The sequence below is a fragment of the Pseudomonas sp. DNDY-54 genome (assembly GCF_019880365.1).
In the GTDB taxonomy this organism is placed as follows: domain Bacteria; phylum Pseudomonadota; class Gammaproteobacteria; order Pseudomonadales; family Pseudomonadaceae; genus Stutzerimonas; species Stutzerimonas stutzeri_P.
The window spans coordinates 2,388,790-2,415,481 of the sequence record NZ_CP082271.1 but is presented as its reverse complement, the minus strand read 5'-3'; the positions used below and the strand labels follow the sequence as shown (position 1 = coordinate 2,415,481).

Genomic DNA, 26,692 nt, shown 5'->3' with positions numbered 1-26,692 from the left:
GGGGTTGACGGGTCCGCTATGATAAGCGCTTTGATTTGGCGGGCCTACCCTGGGGCACGCACTCGCAGATCGTTAAGGACACCATGAGCAAGCCTGAGACTACCGCAGCCACCAATTTTCTCCGCCCGATCGTCCAGGCCGACCTGGACTCGGGTAAGCATGCCAAGATCATCACGCGCTTCCCGCCCGAGCCCAACGGTTATCTGCACATCGGTCATGCCAAGTCGATCTGCCTGAACTTCGGCCTGGCCAAGGAATTTGGCGGCGAGTGCAATCTTCGTTTCGACGACACCAATCCGGCGAAGGAAGACCAGGAATACATTGATGCGATCAAGAGCGACGTCCAGTGGCTCGGTTTCCAGTGGGCTGGTGAAGAGCGCTACGCGTCGAACTATTTCGGCCAGCTGCACGATTGGGCGGTCGCACTAATCAAGGCGGGTAAGGCCTACGTCTGCGATCTGACGCCCGAACAAGCCCGGGAATACCGTGGCAGCCTGACTGAGCCGGGCAAGAACAGCCCGTTCCGCGACCGTTCCGTGGAAGAGAACCTGGACCTGTTCGCACGCATGAAGGCCGGCGAATTCCCGGACGGCGCCAAGGCGCTGCGCGCCAAGATTGACATGGCCTCGCCGAACATGAACCTGCGCGACCCGATCCTCTATCGGATCCGGCATGCGCATCATCACCAGACGGGCAACGACTGGTGCATCTACCCGAGCTATGACTTCACCCATGGCCAGTCGGACGCAATCGAAGGCATCACCCATTCGATCTGCACCCTGGAGTTCGAAGACCATCGTCCGTTGTATGAATGGTTCCTGGAAAATCTGCCAGTTCCGGCGCGCCCGCGTCAGTACGAGTTCGCGCGTCTCAACCTGAACTACACCATCACCAGCAAGCGCAAGCTCAAGCAGCTGGTGGACGAAAAGCACGTCAACGGCTGGGACGATCCACGCATGTCGACCCTCAGCGGCTACCGTCGTCGCGGGTATACGCCAGCGTCGATTCGGACCTTCTGCGACATGATCGGTGTGAATCGTGCAGGCGGCGTCGTCGACATCGGCATGCTGGAATTCGCCATCCGCGAAGACCTGGACGCCAACGCGCCGCGTGCCATGTGCGTTCTAAAGCCGTTGAAAGTGGTCATTACCAACTACCCCGAAGACAAGGCCGAGACGCTCGAACTGCCTCGCCATCCGAAGCAGGACATGGGCGTGCGGCAGCTGCCGTTCTCGCGGGAGATTTACATCGATGCCACCGATTTCGAAGAAGTACCTCCGGCCGGGTTCAAGCGCCTGATTCCGGGTGGGGAAGTGCGTCTACGTGGCAGCTACGTCATCCGTGCGGATGAAGCGGTCAAGGACGAGCAAGGCAACATTGTTGAACTGCGCTGCTCCTACGACGAGAACACGCTGGGCAAGAACCCGGAAGGCCGCAAGGTCAAGGGCGTCATTCACTGGGTGCCCGCTGCCGAGAGCGTGGAATGTGAAGTGCGCCTGTACGATCGCCTGTTCCGCTCTGCCAACCCGGAAAAAGACGAAGACGGCGGTAGCTTCCTGGACAACATCAATCCCGAGTCGCTGGTCGTGCTCAAAGGCTGCCGTGCAGAACCGTCGCTGGCCTCGGCCGAAGCCGAAGCGCGTTTCCAGTTCGAACGCGAGGGCTATTTCGCGGTAGACCTCAAGGACAGCCAACCGGGCGCGCCAGTGTTCAACCGTACCGTGACCCTGCGTGATTCCTGGGGAGGCCAGTAATGGCGCTGGCGATCTACAACACGCTGACCAAAACCAAGGAACCGCTCAAGCCGCTGATTGGCAATCAGGTGCGCATGTACGTGTGCGGCATGACGGTCTATGACTTCTGCCACATTGGGCATGCCCGGGTCATGGTGGCGTTCGACGTGGTGTCGCGCTGGCTGCGTCAGCGTGGTTACGACCTAACGTATGTGCGCAACATCACCGATATCGACGACAAGATCATCCGGCGCGCGCAGGAAAATGGTGAGAGCTTTGAGGCGCTGACCGGACGAATGATTGCAGCGATGCATGAGGACGAAACCCGTCTGAATGTACAGCGTCCTGACCTTGAACCGCGCGCCACTGAGCATATCGCTGGCATGCACACCATGATCCAGACTTTGATCGACAAGGGCTTTGCCTACGCACCGGGCAACGGCGACGTTTACTACCGTGTCGGGAAGTTCGTCGGCTACGGCAAGCTCTCGCGGCGCAAGATCGAGAACCTTAAGATCGGCGCCCGCATTGAGGTCGACGAAGCCAAGGAAGATCCGCTGGACTTCGTGCTCTGGAAGGCGGCCAAGCCAGGTGAGCCGAGCTGGGCGTCGCCCTGGGGCGCCGGTCGTCCAGGTTGGCATATCGAGTGCTCGGTCATGTCTACCTGCTGTTTGGGCGAGACGTTTGACATTCACGGTGGCGGGCCGGATCTGGTGTTTCCTCATCACGAAAATGAGATCGCTCAGAGCGAAGCGGCGACGGGCAAGCAGTACGCCAATGCCTGGATGCACGCCGGCGCGGTCCGCGTCGACGGTGAAAAGATGTCCAAGTCGCTGGGCAACTTTTTCACCATTCGCGAAGTGCTAGAGAAATATCACCCGGAAGTGGTGCGCTATTTACTCGTCTCGAGTCATTACCGCAGCCCGATCAACTATTCGGAAGACAGTCTTAAAGAAGCCAAGGGCGCGCTTGATCGATTCTATACCGCGCTTAGGGGCTTGCCCGAGGTGGCCGCGGCGGGTGGCGAGGCTTTTGTCGAGCGCTTCGGCGCGGCGATGGATGATGACTTCAATTCGCCAGAAGCCTGTGCCGTGCTGTTCGACATGGCGCGTGAGATCAATCGGCTGCGCGAGAGCGACCTGCAAGGGGCGGCTGCGTTAGCGAAGCAATTAGTCAAGATGGCCGAAGCACTTGGCGTGTTGCAGCTGGAGCCGAATGAGTTTCTGCAAGGTGGCGCGAAGGGCAGTGTGGATCCGGGCGAGGTCGATGCGCTCATCTCTGCGCGCCTACAAGCCCGGGCCGAGAAGAACTGGGCGGAATCCGACCGGATTCGCGATCAGCTCACGGCAATGGGCGTTGTGCTTGAAGATGGAAAGGGCGGAACGACTTGGCGCTTGGCCGAGTAACGGAAAGCAACGGGCTCGCTGACGTTGGTTCACGTCAGCATTTTAATAACGGGGCGCTACGATGCCGTCATGCTAGCCGCTCCGGCCGTTTCAGTCGGGTCGATGGACACCACACGGTTTCGTCCGGCGGACTTGGCTTGATATAGCGCCGCATCAGCGAGCGCCATCGTTTGTTCTATATCGGCATTGCCATAGTATTCCGCAACACCTAGCGAGACGGTTACGCGGAAGTCTTCGCCTATCTGAGGGAAGCGCAGGGCCTCAATGCTGCTACGTATGCGCTCGGCCTTGATCACCGCTCCGGCTATCGACGTCTGCGGTAGAACCAACAGAAACTCTTCGCCACCCCAGCGACCAATGCAGTCAATGCTGCGTATTTGCTTCTGAACGTTGGCCGCGACTTCGCGCAATACTTGGTCGCCAGCCTGGTGACCATGGATGTCATTGACCAGTTTGAAATGGTCAACGTCCATCATGCACACGCTGAAGGGGCCTGGGACGCGCTGATAACGGTTGACCTCTTTTGTGAGCACGTCGAATAAGTGGCGACGATTGAACAGTCCGGTCAAGTCATCACGGTTAGCCATGTCCCGAATGACGGCTAGCGCCTCGTTCAATTCTTCCATCGCGGTGTTCAATGCGAGGTTCCGGTCCCGGATCCTTTTCCTCAAGCTATTGATATAGCCGCCAATCAGCGCCACCTGCGTGAGCACGACAATTAGCGTAAAGAGCTGAACGTATTCCAGCGTCCCGGCCAAGGCTTCAGGTCTGTTGGACCATAGGCAGGCGAGCACGATCAGGTAGGAGCCGACCATGATTACCACGGCGTAAATAAACTGCCGCGTATTGAGCGCCAGTATCCCGTATAGCGCCGGCACCACAGCGATCAACAGCAGAATGGCTCTCGCCTGGCCGGCGTCGAGGTAATACATGACGATAAGAGGCGGTACGAGCGAAGCGACTATTTGAGCGAGCGTCAGGCTTGGATCTTTGTATCTGAGGTTCAGGTTCAGATGAAACACGAGGAAGAAGCTGGCGTTCAACAGTATTGATAGTGATAGGAAAACGAACACCAGGCTCAGCGGGATCAGGCTCTGATAATAGAACGACGCTACAAGGCTTAGCGTGACCATATAAGAAACGGAGGCCATCCCTAGACGTTTCATGCGCAGCTTCTGCTGTGTCTCGTCTCGGCGTTGTGGTGCGCCAGCGTTCGTTCCGACTTCCATTTCAGTTGTTCGACCGCCCATTAATGCATGCTCGTCTTCGTTTGGAGGCATAAAGCCATCATTGTTATTGCATGGCGGAGCATAGGCTCCGGGCTTCGTAAGTGCTACGACGCACGTCACGTCTATTGGGGTACTGGATGATGCGCTGAGCGATCACGAAACACAGTGAGCGACGTTATGAAACTGAGGGTTGAGTTACCTGGCGGGCATCGCGCATGTCAGTCGCAATGTCGCTGAGTCGCTAGGCGGGGTACAGGCCCTGTTCTCGAAGCCGCTTATAGAGCGTGTTGCGACTAATACCCAACTGACGCGCAAGCAGAGAGACGTTGCCGTTATATGTCTGGTATAGCGATTCGAGGCTGTTGTCGGCCTGCATGCAGTGTCTTCCCTCCGGCAGGTGCGGTGCGATTGTTGGATGCAAAGAAGGCGGTTGCTCCAGCTCCGCCAGGAAGTCATTCGGTAAATGTTCCAGCCTTATCGGCTGGTCGTCTGCCAATGCCAGGGCAACCTGTATGACGTTGCTCAATTGCCGCAGGTTGCCGGGCCATGGGTGACGCTCGAATGCCGCCTGTACCTCGCAACTGAGCCCAGCCCACTGATGGGGCTCGCGGTATTGCTCCCATACCCGCTTGAACAACATTGCTTTGTCACGGCGCAGTCGCAACGGCGGAAGCTCCACGTTAAGCGCGCTCACTCGGTAGTACAGATCTCGACGGAAGCGCCCAGTCTCTACCTCTTGGCGCAGCGAGCGGTTTGTTGCGCATACCAGCCGGAAGTCGACCGGGAAGGGTTCTCCACCCCCGAGCGGCTGAACGCTGCGGTCCTGCAGCACGCGCAATAGACGCGCTTGTAGGCTCAGCGGCATGTCGCCGATCTCATCGAGGAACAACACACCCCCGTCCGACTTGCGAATCAGACCGAGGCTGCCTTTCTGATGTGCGCCCGTGAAGGCGCCTTTTTCATAGCCGAACAGTTCGGACTCGATCAACTCATGGGGAATTGCTGCGCAATTCACCGCAATCAGCGGCGCCTTCGCCCGCGAACTGGCCGCATGCAGTGCCTTGACCATCACCTCCTTGCCAACGCCTGTTTCGCCGTGCACAAGAATCGGGACGTCTTTTTCCAGCATCAGCTGGGCCTGTCGGATAGCCTTCTGAACCTGCGGATCGCCCTGATCGATGGCGGCCAGATCGATGGGTTTTTCTGATCGGAACGTCGTGCGAAAGTCGCGTGGTTGAACGCGCGGGGTGTGGGGGCGCCGCACGATGCCCTGAAAGCGATGGCGGCCCATCGCTCTCAGGGCCAGAGGCTGCTCTTCTGGCTGATTAATCAGCTGCAATAACGGGATGTCGAACAACCTGTCGATACGCGTGCGCGTAAGCGTTTCGCCAAGCAGGGTGTCGGCTCGCCGGTTGGCCGAGACAATAATTCCGCACTCATCGAAAATCAGCAATCCGGCCCACTGGCTGTCGAGGTTGTCCTGGCCGGTGTTGAAACTCAGCTGAAAATAGTCATCCCGGAACAGGTTGAGGATCAGTCGGTTTTCGACAGACTGACTCATCATCTTGACCATGCCGAGCGTATGCGAAGGCGGCAGGTAGCTGTCGCTGGAGACGTCGAGTACCGCAATCAACTGGCGTTGCGCGTCAAAGATGGGCGATGCCGCGCCGGATAGATAACGATTAGCCTTGAGAAAGTGTTCGTCGCGCTGGATATGCACGGCCTGCCCACTGGCCAGCGCGGTGCCAATTGCATTGGTACCAGTGTCGCGTTCCATCCAGCTGGCGCCTGGTTTGAAACCACGCTGCTGTCCGGGCTCGACGAAGCGACGATCACCCCAGGACTCGAGTAGCTGACCGCGACTGTCCGCCAGCAGTATCAGGCAGCTGGAATTCGAAAGGATGTTCTCGTAGTAGGGCAGTACCTCGCGCTGTGTGGTCTGCACCAGGCTGTGTTGACGCTCTAGCAGGCTAATGACGTCTTGTTCTGTCGGCTGGCCGAAGCTGGGAATGCTCAGCGGATTTAGCCCGTAGCGTTCACAACGGTTCCAGGAGTCTTCGACCAGCGTCTGATGTGACATGGACTGGGCTGGATCGGCCATGTTGCCTCTCTCTCGCTGCGCTTCTTGTTTTTGTGGTTTTGCCTGTTCGGAGCCATGAACAGTCTTGTTCATTTCTGTTCACTGTCAATGTTCATAATTGTTCATTTTGAACAGTTGGCAACAGTTCGTCCGTCGGTGGGCCGCGTGCTAGAGCGCTGACCATCTGCTGGCATGGATCTCGCTCTGCTCCCTTCACAACAATCAGAAGGGTGCAGCATGTCCCTCACGCTAGAGCACGTCACCAAGACCGTAGACGGCCAACTGCATATCGCTGATGCGAGCCTGAGTTTCGAACCAGGCTCATTCAACGTGCTGATCGGCCGGACCCTGTCCGGCAAGACGTCGCTGATGCGGCTCATGGCCGGCCTCGACAGGCCGACCAAGGGGCGAATTCTCATGAATGGCGCGGATGTCACCGGCGTACCGGTGCGCAAGCGCAACGTGTCAATGGTCTATCAGCAGTTCATCAACTACCCAACGCTGACGGTCTTTGAAAATATTGCCTCGCCGCTGCGGCAGGCTGGCGTGGGCAAGACGGATATTGAGCGCAAGGTCCGAGAAACCGCCGAGATGCTGCACATCGAAGGGTTCCTTCAGCGGCATCCATTGGAGCTATCGGGCGGCCAGCAGCAGCGCACTGCGATGGCGCGGGCGCTGGTCAAAGACGCAGATCTTGTTCTGTTCGACGAGCCGCTGGTCAACCTCGACTACAAACTGCGTGAAGAGCTCCGGCAGGAAATGCGCGAGCTGTTCAAGACGCGTCGCAGCATCGCCGTCTACGCGACCACTGAGCCCAACGAGGCGCTTGCATTGGGCGGAACCGCCACGGTGCTGCATGAAGGTCGAGTGATACAAAGCGGGCCGACGTCGGAGGTGTACCACCAGCCTAGCCAAATGCTCAGTGCCGAGCTGTTCTCTGAGCCGCCGATCAATCTGCTACCGGGCAGGATTGGCCCTAACGAGGTCAGCTTTCAGGACAGTCTGCATTTCCCGCTGAATGCGGATCTGCGGACTCTGAGCGAAGGCGACTATCAATTCGGCATTCGTCCGAGCCACATCGGCCTTGTGCCATCCAATGACGACGATCTTGAGGTGTCTGGGATCGTTGAACTCGCGGAAATCAGTGGCTCCGAAACCTTCCTCCACGTGCGCAACGACCACTTCAGTCTGGTGCTGCACCTGCAGGGCCTGCACGACTACGCCGTGGATTCGCCGATACGGGTGTACGTACCGACTCACAAACTGTTTGTGTTCGATGCCACCGGGCAGTTGGCCCAGGCACCGGCTCGACGCGTCTGAGGAGAGCGTCATGGCAGAGATTCGCTTGCAGAACCTGGCCCATAGTTACAGCGAGCAACCACGTGGGGCGGCAGACTATGCCATCCGTGAGATGGATCATGTGTGGGAGCAGGGCGGTGCTTATGCGCTGCTTGGTCCGTCCGGCTGCGGTAAGTCGACCTTGCTCAACATCATCTCAGGCTTGCTGAGCCCATCCGAAGGTCAGGTGCTGTTCGATACGCGCGAAGTGAATCGGCTGACGCCCGAGCAGCGCAACATTGCGCAGGTTTTCCAGTTCCCGGTCGTGTACGACACCATGACCGTCTTCGACAATTTGGCCTTTCCCTTGCGCAACCAGGGCGTGCCGGAAGCGCGAGTCACCAGCAAGGTGCACGAGATTGCCGAGGTGCTCGACCTGCACCCGCTGCTCAAGCGCAAAGCCCGTAATCTGACCGCGGATGAGAAGCAGAAGGTCTCCATGGGGCGCGGGCTGGTAAGGGATGACGTCTCGGCCATCCTTTTCGACGAGCCGCTCACGGTCATCGATCCACACCTGAAGTGGAAGTTGCGGCGCAAGCTCAAGCAGATCCACGAACAATTCAACATCACGATGATCTACGTCACCCACGATCAGCTGGAGGCCTCGACCTTCGCCGATAAGATCGCCGTGATGCATGGTGGGCAGATCGTCCAGTTCGGTACGCCTCGCGAGCTGTTCGAGCGACCACAGCACACCTTTGTCGGTTTTTTCGTCGGTAGCCCGGGAATGAACCTCATCGACGTGCGGGCCGAGGAGGGCGGCGTAGGCTTTGGCGATCTGCACCTTCAGCTCTCAGGCGCGCAGGCGGCTCGGTTGCCCGACCTGACAGCGAGCCGCTTGCAAGTCGGTATCCGTCCAGAGTTCGTCCAGGTAACCAACGAAGCCACGGCCGGCGGAATGCAGGCCGAGGTGGTGCGGGTGGAGGACCTCGGGACGTTCAAGATCCTGACGCTACGCTTGCAAGGCCACCTGCTGAAGGCGCGCCTGCCGGAGGATCAGGCGGTGCCAAGGGAGCTGGCGTGGGTCACGTTCCCGGCTCAGTGGCTGATGCTGTACGCCGATGATCGGCTGGTGGAGGACCGGCCATGACTAAAGTTCAGAACAATCGTGCCTGGTGGCTCGTACTGCCCGTGTTCCTGCTGGTCGCCTTCAGCGCCATCCTGCCGATGATGACCGTGGTGAACTACTCGGTGCAGGATATTTTCGATTCCTCGACACGCTTCTTCGTGGGCGCTGACTGGTATCGGCAAATCCTTCACGATCCCCGCCTGCACGACTCTCTTCTGCGTCAGTTCATCTTTTCGGGGAGTGTGTTGCTGATCGAGATCCCGCTCGGGATCGCGGTCGCGCTAACGATGCCGACTCGAGGGCGCTGGGCCTCGTTGTGCCTGATCGTGATGGCGATTCCCTTATTGATCCCGTGGAATGTGGTCGGGACGATCTGGCAGATTTTCGGGCGCGCCGACATCGGCCTGCTGGGCTGGAGCTTGCGAGAGCTTGGCGTTGACTACAACTACGCCTCCAACACTCGGGACGCCTGGGTAACGGTGCTGGTGATGGACGTCTGGCATTGGACGTCCCTGGTCGCATTGCTCTGTTACTCGGGCCTGCGCGCCATTCCCGATGCCTATTACCAGGCCGCCCGCATCGACAGGGCTTCGAGCTGGGCGGTGTTCCGCTACATCCAGCTGCCCAAGCTCAAGAGCGTCCTTCTGATCGCCGTGATGTTGCGCTTCATGGACAGCTTCATGATCTACACCGAGCCGTTCGTACTCACCGGCGGCGGGCCGGGCAATGCCACCACCTTCCTTAGCCAGACGCTGACGAAAATGGCGGTAGGCCAGTTCGATCTGGGCCCGGCGGCGGCGTTCTCGTTGATCTACTTCCTGATCATTTTGCTGGTGTCATGGCTGTTCTACACGGCCATGACCCATGGCGACCAGAAATGAAGAGGGCCTGCTAATGAACCTGCGCAAGCGAGTCGTACTGATCCTCTACATCGCGTTCCTGATGGTGCCGATCTACTGGCTCATCAATATGTCGTTCAAGAGCAATACTGAAATTCTTGGAGGGCTGACGCTATGGCCTCGGGACCTCACGTTTGACAATTACAAGGTGATCTTTACCGACCGCAGCTGGTATAGCGGCTATATCAACTCGCTGTACTACGTGTGCTTGAACACCATCATCTCGCTGACCGTGGCATTGCCTGCCGCATACGCCTTTTCCCGCTTCCGTTTTCTCGGCGACAAACACCTGTTTTTCTGGCTGCTAACCAACCGGATGGCCCCGCCTGCCGTTTTTCTGCTGCCGTTTTTTCAGCTGTATTCGTCGATCGGACTTTTCGACACGCACATTGCGGTGGCATTGGCGCATTGCCTGTTCAACGTGCCGCTCGCGGTATGGATTCTGGAAGGCTTCATGTCCGGCGTACCCAAGGAAATCGACGAGACGGCGTACATCGACGGCTACAGTTTTCCCAAGTTCTTCGTGAAGATTTTCATCCCGCTGATTGGTTCGGGCATCGGCGTGACAGCCTTCTTCTGCTTCATGTTTTCCTGGGTCGAGCTCCTGCTGGCACGCACGCTGACGTCGGTGGATGCAAAACCCATCGTTTCAGTAATGACGCGCACCGTGTCCGCTTCCGGCATTGACTGGGGCGTCCTGGCGGCTGCCGGCGTGCTGACTATTCTTCCGGGCATGCTGGTGATCTGGTTCGTCCGCAATCACGTCGCCAAGGGCTTCGCCCTGGGCCGGGTATAGAGGAACGCTCATGAACTGGATGGCCTGGACGACCCCTACGGCGGCTTTTTTTGCGGTGATTGGCGTGATGCTGGCACTTATGAGCGCATGGGAGCTAAGACGTCCCTGCGCGCCTCGAAAAGGCCTTTTACCCATCGTCACCACTCGGGGCGATCGATTGTTCATTGGACTTCTGGGCAGCGCCTATTGGCATCTCCTGCTGATAGGCCTGACCGACTGGAGCATCTGGATAGCGACCGCGCTATCTCTCGTCTGGTTGTTTGCAGTGATGCGCTGGGGTTGAGCCTGAGGGCTGATCCTTACGAAAAACCCAAAGGAGGTGTGTATGTTCGAGAATAAAAACAACACCCGACATGGCATGGCGCTCACAGCCTTGCTGACGTTGTCCGGCTTGGCAGGAACGGCATGGGCTGATGCCTACGAAGACGCCGCAAAGAAATGGATCGAGTCGGAATTCAGTCCCTCAACGCTGTCCCCGGAGCAGCAGATGGAGGAGTTGCGCTGGTTTATCAAGGCTGCTGAGCCGTTCCGCGGGATGGAGATCAATGTCGCATCCGAAACCATCACCACCCACGAGTATGAATCGAAGACGCTTGCTCGGGCGTTCAGTGAGATCACCGGCATCAAGCTGCGGCATGACCTGATGCAGGAAGGCGATGTCGTCGAGAAGCTGCAAACGCAGATGCAATCCGGCAAGAACATCTATGACGGCTACATCAATGACTCGGATCTGATCGGCACGCATTTTCGTTATGGAAAAGCGGTTGCGATCAGCGACATGATCGAAGGCGAAGCCAAGGATTACACGCTGCCGACACTCGATCTGGATGACTTCATCGGGATCTCCTTCACCACGGGGCCTGACGGCAAGATCTATCAGCTGCCCGTACAGCAGTTCGCCAACCTCTACTGGTTTCGCGCCGACTGGTTTGAACGCCCAGAGCTGAAACAGCAATTCAAAGAGCGTTACGGCTACGAGCTTGGCGTGCCGGTGAACTGGTCCGCTTATGAAGACATCGCCGAGTTCTTCAGCAAGCACGTGAAAGAAATAGATGGCCAACGCGTCTACGGCCACATGGACTATGGCAAGAAGGACCCTTCGCTCGGCTGGCGTTTCACCGATGCCTGGTTTTCCATGGCCGGCGCGGGAGACAAGGGGCTGCCAAACGGTTTGCCGGTTGACGAGTGGGGCATCCGTGTCGAGGACTGCCATCCGGTGGGTTCAAGCGTCGCCCGCGGTGGCGCCACCAATGGTCCTGCCGCGGTTTACGCCACTCAGAAGTACGTCGATTGGATGCGCGAATATGCACCCCGTGAGGCGCAGGGCATGACGTTCTCCGAGTCAGGCCCGGTTCCCGCTCAGGGCAACATTGCACAGCAGATCTTCTGGTACACCGCCTTTACTGCCGACATGACCAAGCCGGGCCTGCCGGTCGTCAATGAGGACGGCACGCCGAAGTGGCGGATGGCACCGTCCCCTAAGGGGCCGTACTGGGAAGAGGGCATGAAGCTCGGCTATCAGGACGCGGGCTCTTGGACGTTTCTCGATTCAACCCCAGACGAGCGCCGCTTGGCCGCCTGGCTATACGCTCAGTTCACTGTCTCCAAGACTGTTTCGCTGAAGAAGACTCTGGTGGGGCTGACACCTATCCGAGAGTCGGATATCAACTCGGATGCGATGACCGAGGCAGCACCAAAGCTGGGCGGTCTGGTGGAGTTCTATCGCAGCCCTGCGCGAGTGCAATGGACACCAACCGGAACCAACGTTCCGGATTACCCGCGCCTCGCGCAACTCTGGTGGCAATACATCGCCGAAGCAGCGAGCGGTGACAAGACGCCTCAGGAAGCGCTGGACGGCCTTGCCGAAGCGCAAGACACCATGATGGCGCGTCTGGAGCGCGCCAAGGTGCAACCCAAGTGCGGGCCGAAGCTGAATGAGCCACGTGACCCGGAATACTGGCTGAGCCAGCCTGGCTCGCCCAAGCCCAAGCTGGAAAACGAAAAGCCTCAGGGCGAGACGGTCAGTTATGACGAACTGATCAAGTCCTGGGAGCAGGAGCGGTAAGTTTTTCGCCTGCATCCGGTAAAAGGAAACGGCACCCTAGGGTGCCGTTTTTATTAGCCCGGAGCCGATTTCCGCATTAACTGTGCAAGTGCTCCGCGGCATGTAGCGTGTTCTCCAACAGGCATGCGCGGGTCATGGGCCCGACGCCGCCTGGCACTGGCGTGATCCAGCCGGCGCGCTGCACGGCAGCATCGAACTCGACATCCCCAACCAACTTGCCGTCTGCCTGCCGATTGATGCCCACATCAATAACGATAGCCCCCTCCTTGATCCACTCGCCTTTTACCAGCCCAGTAATGCCGGTCGCTACCACGATCAGATCGGCGCGTTTGACATGGTCGGCCAGATCATTGGTAAAGCGGTGGGTGACGGTAGTGGTGCAGCCCGCCAGCAATAATTCCAGCGCCATCGGCCGACCGACGATATTGGAAGCGCCGACGACGACGGCGTTCAGGCCATGAAGGTCGACGCCTGTGCTCTCGAGCAGCGCCATGATCCCTTTTGGCGTGCAAGGGCGGAGCAGGGGCATGCGCTGAGCGAGGCGGCCAATGTTATAAGGATGGAATCCATCAACGTCCTTGTCGGGGCGGATGCGTTCAAGCAGTTGCGATGCGTCGAGGTGCTTGGGCAGCGGGAGCTGCACGAGAATGCCATCAACGAGCGGGTCGTCATTGAGCTGATCGATGAGTTTCAGCAACTCTTCCTGGGTGGTCGACGCGGACAGGTCATGAGCGGTGGACTTGAAGCCCACTTCTTCACAGTCCTTGCGCTTGTGAGCGACATAGACCTGCGAGGCCGGGTCAGTGCCCACAAGAATCACTGCCAGGCCGGGTACCCGGAGGCCTTGCTGAGAGCGCTCGGCAACTCTGCCGGCAATCTGCTGGCGAATAGTGGCAGCGATCTTTTTACCGTCGATAAGTTGTGCGGTCATGACGCGTGATTAACCATCAAGAAGGAGTGAAAAAGGACGCGCATTCTCGCACGACGATACCGTTCGGCAAAGGCGATGAGACGCCGGATTCCCGTAACCCCTTTACCAGGCTGAAATTTTTTTGGCCTGGCTGTTGACGGGGTGTAGGCAGACCATTAAGATTCGCCCCGCTTGTCGAGCACAGCTTGCTGCTGGGTAAGACGGCTTTTGAAGGTCAGCCTTCACTGGCCGGAGCTTGAAGTCTGCGCTCAGATTGAATGCAGATAAAAGCGCCCGTAGCTCAGTTGGATAGAGCATCCGCCTTCTAAGCGGATGGTCGCAGGTTCGAGTCCTGCCGGGTGCGCCATTCCGGTTCTGGCACAAGCAAAGGCAATATGGTGGGCGTAGCTCAGTTGGTAGAGCACAGGATTGTGGCTCCTGCGGTCGTGGGTTCGAACCCCATCGTCCACCCCATATTCCGAAACGCCAGGCACAGCCTGGCGTTTTCGTTTAGAAGTTTGCGGACGTGGTGAAATTGGTAGACACACCAGATTTAGGTTCTGGCGCCGCAAGGTGTGAGAGTTCGAGTCTCTCCGTCCGCACCATCACATGATTTCAAGGCCTCTCACGAGGACTCGGAAATCCCTGAAAGCCCCGTAATAGGGGCTTTTTTGTGCCTTCAGGATTATCAGCCGGCCGCACGAACGCAAGCGCAAGCGCCTATACCAAGCCAGCTATGAATCATGGCTAAGGCCCACGGCGCACGGCCACAGATATCACCGGCCGTAGGAAAAAGCTTTCACGCGTTCGTGTACTGCGCGGCTGTCCATCTCTGGTCGTTATGCTTAGGATTGACATATACGAGGCCAGAAGCCTCCTGATGTGTCTAGGCGAGCTCTGTTACAACGGGGCTCCTTATCGCCCGTGCTAAGGTTTGCCAGCCTGTAACAAGAGGCGCGTAGTTCAAGCTGCGCGCTTTTTTTCCACACAGTTGGCGGTTCTATTGGTTGGGTCGGGCTAGCGACCCGTTAGCGGTTGACGCGACGCTGGGTCTCCGTCGACCACTGCACCTAGGAGCAACGATGATGGCCGGTGAGGATTGGGCGGTACGAGCCCCGCAAACAAAGCTTGAGCGTATGGAAGCGTACTTCGGCGGCTTTGGTTTCGAGCCCCACCGACACGACACTTACGCAGTCGGTCGCACCCTTGCGGGGGTTCATAGTTTCCGTTATCGAGACGGCATGAAACACAGCCTGCCGGGCGGCACAATCGTCATCCATCCCGATGAATTGCACGACGGTGAAGCAGGTAGCACGGATGGGTTTCACTACCGGATCTTGTATATCGAGCCCGCACTGCTGCAGGAAGCCCTAGGCGGAACCACGTTGCCGTTTGTACCCGACGGGATATCACGGGATCCACGTCTGTACGCAGCCACCCAGACGCTGATGCAGGGCATGGACTGCCAGATCGAGCCGCTTGAGGAGGAGGATGCGATCTACGATTTAGCGGACGCTCTTGCCCAAGTTTCAGGCATAAGAAAACGTCGACGGACGCTTAACTACAGCGCAGCTGAACTGGCCCGCGAATATATTCATAGCGCACTGGACAGCACTATTTCGCTTGATGAACTCGAAGCTGCCAGCGGCCGGGATCGTTGGAGCCTGTCGCGTGACTTCAGGGCGCTATATGGAACGAGTCCCTATCGATATCTGACGATGCGGCGATTAGATCAAGTGAAACGGCAATTGTTGCTTGGGCAACCATTGATCGATGTGGCTTTAAATGTCGGGTTCGCTGACCAAAGCCATATGACACGACACTTCAAGAAAGCGTACGGAATCTCTCCGGCGCGGTGGCTTGAGATGCTCCGACGCTACTAATTGTTGCCCCTCCTAAAAGTTGCACGATCGTTCAATACCGCCACATAGCCTCTCTCTAGACTCGGTCCCGCAGCGTGTTCTGCTCGCGAAGCATCGCTTCGCGGCGCTCCGTTGCGTCCCAGGTCGGCTCCTTCTATCGACCTGGGCTAATACCGACTAATGACCAGGGCTCCCGAATCTATCGGTCCTGAAGGCTATGAGAGGATTTCTAATGAACACAAATCACATCAGCTCAACAATCGGCGGAACCGTTGGCGGCACTGTCGGTGGCACCGTTGGTGGAACGGTGGGCGGAACAGTCGGCGGAACCGTGGGCGGTACTGTTGGTGGCACAGTTGGCGGAACTGTCGGCGGCACATTTGCCGTCGGTGGAATGCAGTTGAGCAGCCGCCTGACGAAGTAAGAGCCTTGGCGGCGCCGTGTTATGCGCCGCCATCTCGAACCTATCGTTAACGCAATTACGGAGGGAGCCAGGTGAACCAGCTCGATACGGAGTTCTACGTTGTCTCCGACGACGTCATTCAAAACCGCGTAGGTGATCGATACGCAACCTATCACCGCCTCCTGGGTGGACTGTTCTTTCTCGACGATGCCGGCCAAGAGCTGCTTGAAACGTACCGTAAGCAGCGGCCGATACAGGCGACGATTTTGACCGACGAGGCTCAGACAAGAGAAGAGGAACTGACCCAGCAGCTCATCGCTCGGCATATCCTCGTACCGGCCAGTTCTCTTCGGATGCCGAGTGAGCCTGCGCCGCTGGAAAAAAAGGTCAACATCATCCAGTTGATTTTGGCCAATGCCTGCAACTTCGGCTGTACGTATTGCTTCGAAGGCGTCCAGGGCAAGGAAATGTCTGCAGAAGATGAATACAACAAAGTTGACAGCTCCAGGCTCATCGCCCGTGAAGGAATAAAGGTAAACATCGAAGACTCGATATATGCCTCGAAGGAGCGCTTTGATCATCAGTACGACCCGAAGAACAGATCGATGAAGCCGGCAGATGGTATCGCCTATGTCGAGTCCGCCCTCGCTGTGGCTCGTTCAGAGGGCGTGCATGAGGTAATGCTCCAGTTTTTCGGAGGTGAACCCCTGCTCAACTGGCGGACTATTCATACTGTGCTTGAACGGTTTGGCAATGGGGAAAGTGATGGCGTCAAGATCAATTACTCGACCGTTACAAACGGGTCGCTAATCACTGACGAAGTAGCTCAAGCATTCGCCAGGTACCAAGTGGCTGTTTGCGTCAGCTTTGACTCGCCGACTAGCCCTAGTAGACCGCTTAAAAACGGTGATGACAGCACGCCCGTCGTGATGCAGGGGCTTCGAACGCTCCAGAAGTTTGGAAACCGGGTGGCTATCAATGCAGCGCTAACTTCCTCAACTTGGGGCGATTTCAATAACTCGATCGTGGATGTTGCTGTCGACGTAGGGGCACGAGAGATTGGCGTTGTAGTGGATTTTGACCCTACGTTCTATTCAGATTTCGGGACCCAGAACATCGTCGATCGCCTCTGGAAGGTCGTCGAGTATGGGAGGACACGCGGCGTGGTGCTCACTGGTTACTGGCACCAAATCTTTCAAGTTATGTTGGGCTTCGACAGCGTGTCCTATCGTGGCTTTAAGAATTGCTCTGCTAAAGGGGCGCAATTCAGCATTGAGCCAAATGGTTCTGTGTTCGCGTGTAAGGCAGGATCAACGCTCCTGGGTGATATCCGGGATGGCGCCGAAATCCTGAACTCACAGCCTTATCTCAAGCATGCCGGCCTCCGTAGAGATAACCCGGAGTTTTGCCGCGGATGTGAGATCGAGGGATTTTGTGGCGGGCTATGCCTGGGCCCTCTGGAGAAAAAGTTCGCATCAGTTGACTCGGTCGAACCTTCCGCCTGCGACTTTTATCGGGGAATCACTCGAAAGCACATTGAGTCGCTTCGCCCCTATGAAATTGCCACCTTCGATCTTCAGCCAGCTTGATTGAGAGAAAGCAAATGATCACCGCCACGGTTCAACTACAACAAGATACGCCAGCTGATAACGAGTTTTTAACGAACGGCTTTTGCATAATTGATATGCCGGTCATGTCTGAGATTTTCCAGGCCTCGTTCGCGAACCTCCCACGTGACAGCCATAGCCCGAGTCGGCTCCGACAAATTCGCCTTTCTCAGTACATGGGGTTCTGGGATGAGAGTGAATGGCTATTCGCTTTGCTGCCTCAAAGAAAATATGTCCAGTCCGCGCGCTATATCAAGCTAGCTGAGGCTGGCGGAGTACCGAGACATCGGGAGTTGCTTGAGGTAGATCCCTCACCGCTTATTGGTCGGGTGCTTGACACTCTGCCGGTAAGTAAAAAGGACCTGTTTCAAATAAACGTCAATCAGATCCGGGTGGTGGCGAACGAACTCTTTCGCGGCGTGACCGTACCTGAAGGACCACATCGCGATGGACATGAGTACAGCGTAATTGCCGTGGCTCGCCGAACAAACGTCAAAGGGGGGGAGACGCAAGTCATTGATCCAACATCGAATGAGGTAGTCCATCGACAGACATTAAAGGAGAATCAGGCCATCATCATTGATGATGAGCGATACATCCATTACGCGACTAATATTGAGCCCGTCGAGGGAGAAGCCGGTTTTCGAGACATCTGGGTGATTGAAGTCAACCATTGGGAGAATCGTGCATACGGTCGAGTTCATGAAAAACTGGCAATGGCGTCAGAGGTCAAATGAGAAACGTCCTGAGTCTTTTCAGCAGGGCCGCAAGCTTGCAACGTGATGGTGAGCGCGTGACTGCCCTTCACCGAGTTACTCCAACGGCTCTGGCAATCGTTCCGGTGAGCATGCTGTTTGGTGTGCTTGCTGCACGAGCTGACTGGACCTTGCTGGAAATTCTCGCGGTAAGTGCGCTGGGGTTTTCCGGAAGCGGCCAGTTTGCGCTGCTGCCGCTAGTCGACGCCAACGCCGGCTTTTTAACGATGTTGCTCGTCACCGCCTCAATCAACAGCCGGTATCTTCCGATCGCTTATGCCTCAGCAAGCCGCCTGCCGCGATCCGTTACAAAACGGGCATTTGTTGCTCATATGCTAGGCGATGAAGCGTATGCGACAGAGGAGGAGTCCGACAGTCGGCGATCAGCTTTTCTGATACGAGCAGTGATTTTCGGGGCGTGGGTGGCGTCAGGCTTGCTTGGCGCGCTGCTCGGCCAGTTCATTCCGGGAGAGTGGTTTGGTGAGGGTGTAAATCTAGGTTTCCCAGCAAGTGTTGTTCTTATGTATCTATCCGTGTGTCAGCTCCGGTCCAGGTTGTTGCTTTCGCAGAGCGATCCGCGCGATCGTTCCGGTTTACTTGCAGCGTCCGGATTGTGCGTAGGCGTCGCCCTGCTATTGATCAATCTGATCGGTGCTCACTATTTCTGGATACCTAGCATATTGGTTGCTACCGCCATCCTAGGTTGGGCAAAACTATGAGTCAGCAGACCGAAGTTGCCATCGCTGCTTTGTTTGTTACGAGCTGCCTAGTACGTATTCTTCCTGTATTCATCACAGTGAGATTGGGCTATGAAAGCCAGCGCTATCTAGAGCGTGTCCTTCCTGTTGCGGTGTTTATCAATTTCGCCGTCTACATCGTATATACCGAAGCGTTGCAAGAGCCAATTGCCGCTCTGGTCTCGCTTGGCGTGGTCGCAGCCATAGCCTTGCTAAATCTCTTTGGATTGATCACGGCCGCGGGGATTGGAACCGCTCTTTATTTTGTGCTTGTGACTTGAAATAAACCGGGCCGCCCGCACTAGACTCCATCAGAAGATTACACAGGTACTGCTTGGGACCGAGAGCTTCGGCGGCGGCATTGTCGTCAGATTGAACGCTCCGGATTAGTAGTAGAGCCCCGAACCGCAGACATCTTTCCACAATCCCAGTGGCCTCCTCGATCCACTGAGCCAGCCCCTAAGGGTCGCAGAGCTAATCCCTATCGGCTGCCGTTTAGTTCTTCCTACCTATTTCGCGACCTGAACTGAGCGACAACACTCATTGGTTAGCTTCGCCTGGTTGTTCGGAGCCCAACCCAATGCGAATAGGAGATTGCAATGTCCAAGACCACTCTTTTATCTGCAGCGCTTTTGCTCGCGGTAAGCGGCAGTTTACTGGCCAATGAACATATGGCCGAGGTCGAGCAGATCGGGACAGAGAACCGCGCGGAACAGACGCAAAGTGGCGTCATGCAAAGCTCATTCATTTTGCAGAACGGCACAGCGAACGATGCGATCACTGATCAATCAGGCACGAGCCGCGAGGCTGGGCAGGCGAGCATCGAACAAGTCGGGACGTTCAATTCCGCCGAGGTCTACCAGGTGAACGGGAACCGTCCTGGGATGGCCAGAGATATACCAGACCGGAGCATCCAACGTTGTCACGCTCAAGCAGCATGAGTATCGAGACGAGCTATCGGTAACAGCGACCATCCGACAGGAGGGAGCGGGTAACCGGCTTGATGCCAAGCAGACATGGGTGGGGAATGAGATCAACGTCGTTTCGATTGGTCAAGGCAACACCGTTGAGGTGGATCAGTCCGGATTTAGCACCGCACAGGTCCGGCAGACTGGCACGACCAACCTGGTTCGGCTCGAGCAGATCAGCACTGGAATCGGCGGTGGATTCGCCGTTGTAGATCAGACCGGTATTGCCAACCAGGCTGATATCTACCAGTACTCGGGGCGATACCCGGCCGGCGACGTGTTTCTTACTCAAGTGGGTGATGCCAACAGCGCAGCGATCAGGTCCGGTAGCAGCTACAGCACCCTTGAGTACAAACAGCAGGGTATAGGAAACCAGCTCGACGCTGGTATTACCGGGCAGAACAGCAGCCTAACGGGCTATTCCCAAGGCAACTACAACTCTGTCGTTACCTCGCAGGCTGGTAACAATAACAGCCTGGATATCGCTCAGGTTGGTTCAGACAACCAGATCGATGCCTACCAAGACCTTTATGCCCATCAGGCAGCGATCAGCCAAATCGGTAACGCCAATCAGGTCTTGCTCAGACAATCTCAATCGCTTGAGGGGAATACTGCCAGCATCGTTCAGAACGGTAATGGAAACGTAGCCAGCGTTTTCCAGAACTAAACCACTCCGCAAATTGCGGAAACCGTTGGGGTGCGCTTGAGGCTGCTCGCAGCGCATTCCAACCCGTGAACTCAGGACTAATTTGGAGCTGAATGAGCAGCCGGAACCTCTGCTGACAGGCTCGCTAACCCCAGCGCTGTGTTCATGTTGTCTGCGCGTTCGAGCGCATCCTCGTGTTTCCCCAAACGGTGTCGCGCCGTATTGAACCGCGTTCGGGGCGGTATCGGCCATTCGATTGAATGAATCGAGTTGTTTTCTCTGATGCGCAACGCGATCGAATTGACCAAGCAAGACGTGATATTGCCGAAGGGATTGCCTATGTCCAGTTGGGCTGCGCCGCTCCGCCGTACTCATGCAGACCTTGACCCGGATCGTAGCCTCGTCGTCAAACGTTTTGGTAAGCCTCGGCCCGATCCGTCTTGATTGGTGCCATGCGGCTTTCAGTATCGAAGCACCCTCCGGGGGCAGGTCGCTGTTCCCCATTACTCGGTTTTCGGCTCCAGATCGGCGAGTGGCAGCCGTGGCGTAGACAGTTGCCGGTAGGACAGGTCATCGATGCTGACCGACAGGTAGGAGCGGTCTGACTGGCTGAGTTTTCCTCAGGCTGCGCCAATCTCGTAGCCGCCAGATGCCAAGGTGCGATAGTCCGCGGGCAGTTTTGCTGCCCTTGCTATTGGGACGAAGTTGACCTTCGAGGAAAGCGTGAGCCCCGAACATTTTGTCGCGCGAGGAAGCCGCTCGCCGGCGGGGAAATGACAACCGCGTTCGGGATGCGATCTACGATCCGAGCGGCCGTCCCAATCTCGATGTGAACGGGCGGACGCTGCAGACGCAGGGTGTGCTGTTGCAGAGCGCCTACCACTGGCAGCAACTGAGTGTCGGGCTGAGCTACCACCACGACGATGTCGAGCAGGACGGGGAGGAGGTTTCGACGGCCCGAAGCATCGACCGGCTCTGTTGCGTCCGCGGTTGAGCAGAAAGCGTACCCGTGTTGTAGATGCCCTTTCAGTACGCGAATACCCATAACACGACGAACCAGGTCGAAGGGTCTCAGCGGTCCTCGGAAGGTTTGCCATGGCTGCCAACCCCAACGGCGCTGATGGTCAATTCACTGTCATCGTATTTTCACCGTTGAGAGTTCTCATGGAGAGGCGGCAATAGCTGCCCCAAACCAGTAGCAACTCTGCGCCTGGCCCACGCGAGTTCATGTGGTCACTGTACTTTTTCTGGTGCTTCAAGAAAGGAACAGCTAATGAGCATAAAAGCTACCTCCAGTGCTGGGCCAAGTTCAAACGCCAACGGCGGCGGTTCGCAAGCGTGGGAGCAGGCGGCGGAGCAGGCGAGAAATGCGGGCATCCATTGGACAAGGCCTAAGGGCGATGGCCGTTCGGCAAGGGAAATCATCGACGACAACCCATTGCTGAAGAATCTCGGTAACCAGAGCGGCGTAAAGGACCAACTGAAGAAACGCGTTGGCGACTTCGATAGGGATGCCGACGCTGCGTATCGGGCAGCGAGGGTGCTGGAGCACATCGAGAAGCTGGACGAACGCGGTAATCGCATCGCCAGTGACGACGTGAACAACTGCAGGGTGGACGGTTTCACCAAGGGTGGCGACGCAAGGCATGGCACCGAAGCGGGCCGCCTTCAGGACTTTGGGAAGTACGGCTTCTCGCACCTCAAGGGCGAGCTCAATAACGTGAGTTCGGCAGGCAATGACCCCAAAGCCCGTGATGACGCCGAAGCAGTCGGCATTGAGTGGGAGCGCCCAGACGGAGATGATTGCTCAGCCCGCGACATCATCGATGGCAACCCGCTGCTCAGGAATTTGGGCAATCAGAGCGGCGTGAAGGACATGCTCAAGGAGCGGGTCGGTGATTTCGAGAAGGACGCAGACGCCGCCTATCGAGCCGTACAGGTGCTCGAGCACATCGAGACACTGGATGGTGATGGCAAGGTCATTGCCGGAAGAGATGTCGCTAACGGCCGCGTGGATGGCTTTACCAAAAGCGGCGAAGCGAGAAACGGAACCGAGGCGGGTCGCCTGCAGGATTTCGGCAAGTATGGTTTTTCCCATCTCAAGGGCAAGCTCAAGGATTCAGCGTCGGTCGGTGATGACAAGAGCGCTCGGGAGCAGGCGGAAAAGCTCGGTATCGTCTGGGAGCGGCCTGACAACGACAAACGTTCGGCCAAAGACATTATCGATAGCGACCCGCTGCTCAAGAACCTCGGTAACCAGAGCGGCATCAAGGATCGGCTGAAAGAACAGGTTGGCGACTTCGAGAAGGACGCCGACGCTGCTTACAGGGCGTCCCAGGTGCTCAAGCACATCGAGACGCATGATGCCGATGGCAAGACGATCACAGGCGGCGATGTAGGAAACGGCAGCATCGACGGGATCACCAAGGACGGCGAGGCCAGGCACGGCACCGAAGCGGGGCGGTTGCAGGATTTCGGCAAGTACGGTTTCGCCAGCCTCAAAGGCCCCGAGCAGACGGACGCCAGCCGGCAGGATTTCGAACGCAGAAGCGCCGGCCTGCCGTTGATGAGCGAAACGGATGTCATCGCGCTGGAAACCACCACGGCGGATCCGAACGACAAGAATCGCAAGCTCACCGTCGGCGAGCTGACCTGGCAGAACCTGGTAAACGACTGGAAGACCGGTATCAGCAACGGCAGCATTGGCAAGGACGACGACCGAGCCAAGCTATACAACGCGTTGCGGGCCCAGGCTGCCAAGGAGAACGGCCTGAATATGGTGACGTTGGACATGTCGAAGGGCCAGAGCACGGCCAAGGTCAACGGTGAAGATTTCGCCTCGATCATCGATGGGAAAAAGCTCGACGAGCAAACGAAAGCACTGTTTGGCTCCGAAAGCGTGCAGAAAGATTTCCAGGCCCAGCAGAGCAAGGCGCTCGATGCGTTGCCCGACAAGGACGCGGTGCTGGAGAAGCTAGAGAAGATGGCGTTTTCCGAGGAGTATTCGCGCTACATCGCTGAGTTGAAGACCGACAAGAAGGACAGCTTGGCGCAAGACGATATAGGCAAGATGTACGCCTCGCTTGCCGCATTCGATCCGGAAAAAGCTGCACAGTTTTCGCAGCACATGATGATCGATGCGACCACGATCGACCTCGACAAGCTGCTTGCCGACCCGTCAGGCATCAATGATGAAAACACGGTGCTCGCCACGCAGGACACCATCAAGACGCTGCTCACCGCGCTGAAAAAAGGTGGCGTCGACATGACCCGTCGCACGGTGGAAACCGAGCGATTCGTGCAGGAGTTTCTGGGCAACAAGCAGACCGCGAAGGCGTTCGGCGAAGCCTTGAAAGAGCTGGGCGCGACGTTTGCCAAGAATGGCACCGTTACCGATGCCGACATCAACAAGGTCATGGGCAAGGATATCTACAAGACCCTCGGTGAGGGTGCCCACGGCAGCATGCTCAAGACGATCACTGAGCTCAACGGCAACGGTGCGCTCGGTTCAGCAGGGGGGCTGATTTCACTGGCTTCGGGCATCTACCAGATTGCCGGTAAGGGCGGCACGCTCGCGGACACCCCCGAAGAGCGACTGGCAATCGCGAAGGATTTCGTCAGCGTGCTGGGTGCTGGGCAGCACTTCGTCAACCTGGGCAGCAATATCATCGATAGCGTTCGCGGCACTCACGTCAATCAGATGCTGGGGCTGGACAAGTCGCTGCCGCAGATTTTCGGCAAGGATGCACCCGGTGGTGCCGGTCGTAACATGGGGCTGATCGAAGGGGATCTGCATAAGCTTCTTACCGACTTCAGCAACGCGGTCGAAGCCACGCCCATCGATTCGCAGGACAAGCTGGCCAAAAAACTCGAGCTTACACGGGAGCAGTGGACGCAGCTCAACGACGGTTTCCGCGACGGTTTCGCCAAAAACCCGGGATTGAATGGCAGCACGCCCACGAGCCGAAGCGTCTCGGCATTCCTGCGGGTAATGGACGCTGGCGCCAACACCTTCACGGGCGTGGCAGATATCGTGCTTGGCGGGCTGAAGATCAAATCCGGGCTGGCCAGCAATGACAAGGTGGCGGTGGCGCAGGGTGCGATCACTGTCGCAGCAGGCGCGTTCAACTTCGCAGGTGGCGGTGCGCAAATGGCCGCGCTTCTCGGTTCCAATGCGGCCCGGGCTATTGCGGCACCGCTGCTCTGGATAGGCGCGGCGTTAACGGTAGCGTTGACGCCGTTCCTCATTGTTGAGGACATCAAGCACAACAATCGCATGGATGCCCACCGCGACGACCTGCAGCAATTGTTTGCCGATCTGGATAAGCAGGGGTTGCTCACAGAGGACGGCTTGGAGCGGTATGAGTTTCTTGACGCCTACATGTACAACTATGGGCAACGCGACGCGCCCGATGACGAATCCATCTTCGACTTCCGCAAGGAGGAATACGAGTTCTTCGCCGACGGCGGATATCTCCCGTCGCCAGGCTTCGATGATGTCGAGCACGTGGACTACGGCGGCGATGGAAGCAACCTGCAGACCAGGATGGACAAAGGGAGCACTGTAGCCAGCTGATCTGGCTGAGCGCCTAGGCCGAGCCTGCGGGTTGGGCTGTCAAGGAAGCCCGAATGGTTCACCCCGTTCGGGCTTTTTAGTGATGGGGTGGCGGCTTGTTTCAGCCTGGCAGACGGTGCGTTTCAGACGTACCGTCTGCCAGGCAATCGTCAACGAACTGCTCTTCGACGACCTCGTGCTAGCCAAGCACCAGACAGCGAACTCAATTGGCGCAGTTCGCGGCGTCGGTCTGGGCCGCCGTCGACGCAGGTGGGACGAAATCGGCGGATCAATAACTGCATGGGGTTTGAGGTTGGGCTCACTGCTCGACGCAACGCCTGACCTAGCAGCCGCAGAAAAACGGATTAAAGCGCCGTCGATTCAACGGCCCAGCTCTCAAGACGCAAGGCGCGCGCGAAAATCGAAATAGTGTTCGAGTACCCGCTCCGGGGCCTCGACCTGCGGGTAGTGACCGATGCCCTCCAGTAGCACGGTGTCTGGTGCCGGAATGAGCTCGCGGTAGCGGGCCACCATGTGTGCGCCAGAGATCGGATCGGCCGCGCCGTCGATCACCCGCAGCGGCACACTGCAGCGCTGCATGGCCGTAACCCAGCGCTCGCGTTGTGCGACCCGCTCTGGCATGTAGCGGATCAGGCGGTGCATGACCGCAGGTCCATTGTTTTCGGCGATCAGTCGCCAGTAATCGTCCAGCTCGGATTCACTCGGCTGTGTCTGCGCACCGAACACCCGTCCGAAGGTCTTCCCTAGAGAGCGCCGCGAGAACAGCCTGCCCAGCACGGAGCCGAAGGGCCCGAGCAACAGTTTCTGTACCCGTACCGGATGATGTGTTTCAGGGAATAGCCCGCCATTAAGGAATACGCAGCTGGCTAGCGCGATGCGCCCTTCGCAGTGCCGCGCCAGCAACTCCTGAGCGACGCTGTCGCCATAATTATGAGCCAGCACATGGATCGCACCGTCGATTCCGAGCTCTCGCAAGACTGCATGCTGCAGATCGGCCTGCTCGATCAGACTGTAGGCGTGCCCGCGCGGCTTGGCTGAATAGCCGAAGCCGAGCATGTCGCAGGCAACCAGCCGATAGCGCGCAGCAAGCGGCTGCCAGACCTTATTCCAGTCCCAACTGGCGGTGGGAAAACCATGGATCAGCAGCAGCGGCTCGCCTTCGCCGGCCGTCCAGTAGCGAATGCGCTTATTGCCGAAAGCAAACTCGCGAGCGCTGGCGCACCACGTATCCAGCGCGATGCCATCGGTGCCCGTCATGTGCGATACCTCGCGTCATGATGATCAAGCTCGCATCGCAGAGCCGGGCATGCCCGCGCGCCGCCCATGCCTTGTTTACTGCCAGCGATCCTGGCCGCGTCCGCGCGGGCAATCAAGCCGTCCAGGGCGCAAGCGGCGACTGGCCGGGAACACGAAATCAGATCGATACGGACCGGCCGCGCTTCAGCGATCTTTTCATTGAAAACGGTGGGATGCAGCGAATGGGCGACTGTCACGCGGACGCTCTCTTCTTGTTTTCGGGGGAGAGGCGGGCAGTCTAGCAGGCTGGTGTGGCATGACGACTTGCCGCGCCGGCAAGCTTAGTGGCCTCACGAACCGGCCAAGTAGATTCCTGC

General features: G+C 57.7%; 22 protein-coding genes and 3 tRNA genes. 21 read left to right on the top strand and 4 right to left on the bottom strand.

What is annotated here, in order from left to right; all coding sequences use genetic code 11:
* Positions 1 to 83: 83 nt before the first annotated feature.
* Positions 84 to 1,754, top strand: a complete 1,671-nt coding sequence (locus K4O48_RS11180; protein ID WP_222908294.1) for a glutamine--tRNA ligase/YqeY domain fusion protein — start codon at positions 84 to 86, stop codon at positions 1,752 to 1,754.
* Complete coding sequence (cysS, locus tag K4O48_RS11175) at positions 1,754 to 3,139, top strand: cysteine--tRNA ligase (RefSeq protein ID WP_222908293.1); 1,386 nt, start codon at positions 1,754 to 1,756, stop codon at positions 3,137 to 3,139. The genes K4O48_RS11180 and cysS overlap by 1 nt, the downstream gene beginning before the upstream one ends.
* Positions 3,140 to 3,195: 56 nt before the next feature.
* Here cysS and K4O48_RS11170 read toward each other — a convergent pair whose 3' ends face one another.
* Together K4O48_RS11170 and K4O48_RS11165 are read right to left on the bottom strand one after the other, a co-directional pair.
* Positions 3,196 to 4,488 (bottom strand): GGDEF domain-containing protein, encoded by a 1,293-nt coding sequence (locus K4O48_RS11170; RefSeq protein ID WP_222908292.1) that lies wholly within the window; start codon positions 4,486 to 4,488, stop codon positions 3,196 to 3,198.
* Between the two features lie 121 nt (positions 4,489 to 4,609).
* Positions 4,610 to 6,469, bottom strand: coding sequence for a sigma-54-dependent Fis family transcriptional regulator (locus K4O48_RS11165; RefSeq protein WP_222908291.1), 1,860 nt, complete (start codon positions 6,467 to 6,469; stop codon positions 4,610 to 4,612).
* A 216-nt stretch (positions 6,470 to 6,685) separates the two neighbouring features.
* Here K4O48_RS11165 and K4O48_RS11160 point away from each other — a divergent pair, with 216 nt between their 5' ends.
* The 6 genes from K4O48_RS11160 to K4O48_RS11135 are packed head-to-tail and all read left to right on the top strand — an operon-like array spanning position 6,686 to position 12,615.
* On the top strand, positions 6,686 to 7,768 hold the full coding sequence (locus K4O48_RS11160; RefSeq protein ID WP_222908290.1) for an ABC transporter ATP-binding protein: 1,083 nt from the start codon (positions 6,686 to 6,688) through the stop codon (positions 7,766 to 7,768).
* Positions 7,769 to 7,778: 10 nt separating this feature from the next.
* Positions 7,779 to 8,876 (top strand): ABC transporter ATP-binding protein, encoded by a 1,098-nt coding sequence (locus K4O48_RS11155; RefSeq protein ID WP_222908289.1) that lies wholly within the window; start codon positions 7,779 to 7,781, stop codon positions 8,874 to 8,876.
* Positions 8,873 to 9,736, top strand: coding sequence for a carbohydrate ABC transporter permease (locus K4O48_RS11150; protein ID WP_222908288.1), 864 nt, complete (start codon positions 8,873 to 8,875; stop codon positions 9,734 to 9,736). Before K4O48_RS11155 ends, K4O48_RS11150 begins: the two co-directional genes overlap by 4 nt.
* A 13-nt stretch (positions 9,737 to 9,749) precedes the next feature.
* Positions 9,750 to 10,550 (top strand): carbohydrate ABC transporter permease, encoded by an 801-nt coding sequence (locus tag K4O48_RS11145; RefSeq protein WP_222912074.1) that lies wholly within the window; start codon positions 9,750 to 9,752, stop codon positions 10,548 to 10,550.
* A gap of 10 nt (positions 10,551 to 10,560) precedes the next feature.
* Entirely contained in the window at positions 10,561 to 10,833 is a 273-nt protein-coding gene (locus K4O48_RS11140) for a DUF2160 domain-containing protein (RefSeq protein WP_222908287.1), read from the top strand.
* A 42-nt stretch (positions 10,834 to 10,875) separates the two neighbouring features.
* Positions 10,876 to 12,615 (top strand): ABC transporter substrate-binding protein, encoded by a 1,740-nt coding sequence (locus tag K4O48_RS11135; protein ID WP_222908286.1) that lies wholly within the window; start codon positions 10,876 to 10,878, stop codon positions 12,613 to 12,615.
* 76 nt (positions 12,616 to 12,691) lie between these two features.
* Here the strand turns inward: K4O48_RS11135 and folD are convergent, their stop codons facing one another.
* Positions 12,692 to 13,546, bottom strand: coding sequence for a bifunctional methylenetetrahydrofolate dehydrogenase/methenyltetrahydrofolate cyclohydrolase FolD (gene folD, locus K4O48_RS11130; RefSeq protein ID WP_222908285.1), 855 nt, complete (start codon positions 13,544 to 13,546; stop codon positions 12,692 to 12,694).
* Positions 13,547 to 13,815: 269 nt separating this feature from the next.
* On the opposite strand from folD, the gene K4O48_RS11125 reads away from it, so the two are divergent.
* From K4O48_RS11125 to K4O48_RS11070, 12 genes are all read left to right on the top strand, one after another.
* Positions 13,816 to 13,892, top strand: a tRNA-Arg gene (locus K4O48_RS11125).
* A gap of 31 nt (positions 13,893 to 13,923) precedes the next feature.
* Positions 13,924 to 13,999, top strand: a tRNA-His gene (locus K4O48_RS11120).
* Between the two features lie 46 nt (positions 14,000 to 14,045).
* Positions 14,046 to 14,130: transfer RNA gene (locus tag K4O48_RS11115), tRNA-Leu, on the top strand.
* 480 nt (positions 14,131 to 14,610) lie between these two features.
* Positions 14,611 to 15,408 carry an AraC family transcriptional regulator gene (locus K4O48_RS11110; RefSeq protein ID WP_222912073.1) on the top strand — a complete coding sequence of 266 codons (798 nt, stop codon included), beginning with the start codon at positions 14,611 to 14,613 and terminating at the stop codon, positions 15,406 to 15,408.
* 474 nt (positions 15,409 to 15,882) lie between these two features.
* The gene (locus K4O48_RS11105; RefSeq protein WP_222908284.1) at positions 15,883 to 17,379 is read left to right on the top strand and encodes a radical SAM/SPASM domain-containing protein; all 1,497 of its coding nucleotides are present in this window, start codon (positions 15,883 to 15,885) and stop codon (positions 17,377 to 17,379) included.
* Between the two features lie 14 nt (positions 17,380 to 17,393).
* Positions 17,394 to 18,134, top strand: a complete 741-nt coding sequence (locus tag K4O48_RS11100) for a 2OG-Fe dioxygenase family protein (RefSeq protein WP_222908283.1) — start codon at positions 17,394 to 17,396, stop codon at positions 18,132 to 18,134.
* The gene (locus K4O48_RS11095; protein WP_222908282.1) at positions 18,131 to 18,871 is read left to right on the top strand and encodes an AzlC family ABC transporter permease; all 741 of its coding nucleotides are present in this window, start codon (positions 18,131 to 18,133) and stop codon (positions 18,869 to 18,871) included. Before K4O48_RS11100 ends, K4O48_RS11095 begins: the two co-directional genes overlap by 4 nt.
* Positions 18,868 to 19,170, top strand: a complete 303-nt coding sequence (locus K4O48_RS11090; protein ID WP_222908281.1) for a hypothetical protein — start codon at positions 18,868 to 18,870, stop codon at positions 19,168 to 19,170. The genes K4O48_RS11095 and K4O48_RS11090 overlap by 4 nt, the downstream gene beginning before the upstream one ends.
* Positions 19,171 to 19,488: 318 nt before the next feature.
* Positions 19,489 to 19,830: a hypothetical protein gene (locus K4O48_RS11085; RefSeq protein ID WP_222908280.1), complete on the top strand. Its 342-nt coding sequence runs from the start codon at positions 19,489 to 19,491 to the stop codon at positions 19,828 to 19,830.
* A 79-nt stretch (positions 19,831 to 19,909) separates the two neighbouring features.
* A complete protein-coding gene (locus K4O48_RS11080) occupies positions 19,910 to 20,524 on the top strand; it encodes a hypothetical protein (protein WP_222908279.1) in 615 nt (204 codons plus the stop codon).
* Positions 20,525 to 21,242: 718 nt separating this feature from the next.
* Positions 21,243 to 21,497: a hypothetical protein gene (locus K4O48_RS11075; RefSeq protein ID WP_260523613.1), complete on the top strand. Its 255-nt coding sequence runs from the start codon at positions 21,243 to 21,245 to the stop codon at positions 21,495 to 21,497.
* Between the two features lie 279 nt (positions 21,498 to 21,776).
* On the top strand, positions 21,777 to 25,079 hold the full coding sequence (locus tag K4O48_RS11070) for a hypothetical protein (RefSeq protein WP_222908278.1): 3,303 nt from the start codon (positions 21,777 to 21,779) through the stop codon (positions 25,077 to 25,079).
* A 375-nt stretch (positions 25,080 to 25,454) separates the two neighbouring features.
* Here the strand turns inward: K4O48_RS11070 and K4O48_RS11065 are convergent, their stop codons facing one another.
* The gene (locus K4O48_RS11065) at positions 25,455 to 26,336 is read right to left on the bottom strand and encodes an alpha/beta fold hydrolase (RefSeq protein WP_222908277.1); all 882 of its coding nucleotides are present in this window, start codon (positions 26,334 to 26,336) and stop codon (positions 25,455 to 25,457) included.
* A gap of 17 nt (positions 26,337 to 26,353) precedes the next feature.
* On the opposite strand from K4O48_RS11065, the gene K4O48_RS11060 reads away from it, so the two are divergent.
* A complete protein-coding gene (locus K4O48_RS11060; RefSeq protein ID WP_222908276.1) occupies positions 26,354 to 26,617 on the top strand; it encodes a hypothetical protein in 264 nt (87 codons plus the stop codon).
* Positions 26,618 to 26,692 lie beyond the last annotated feature (75 nt).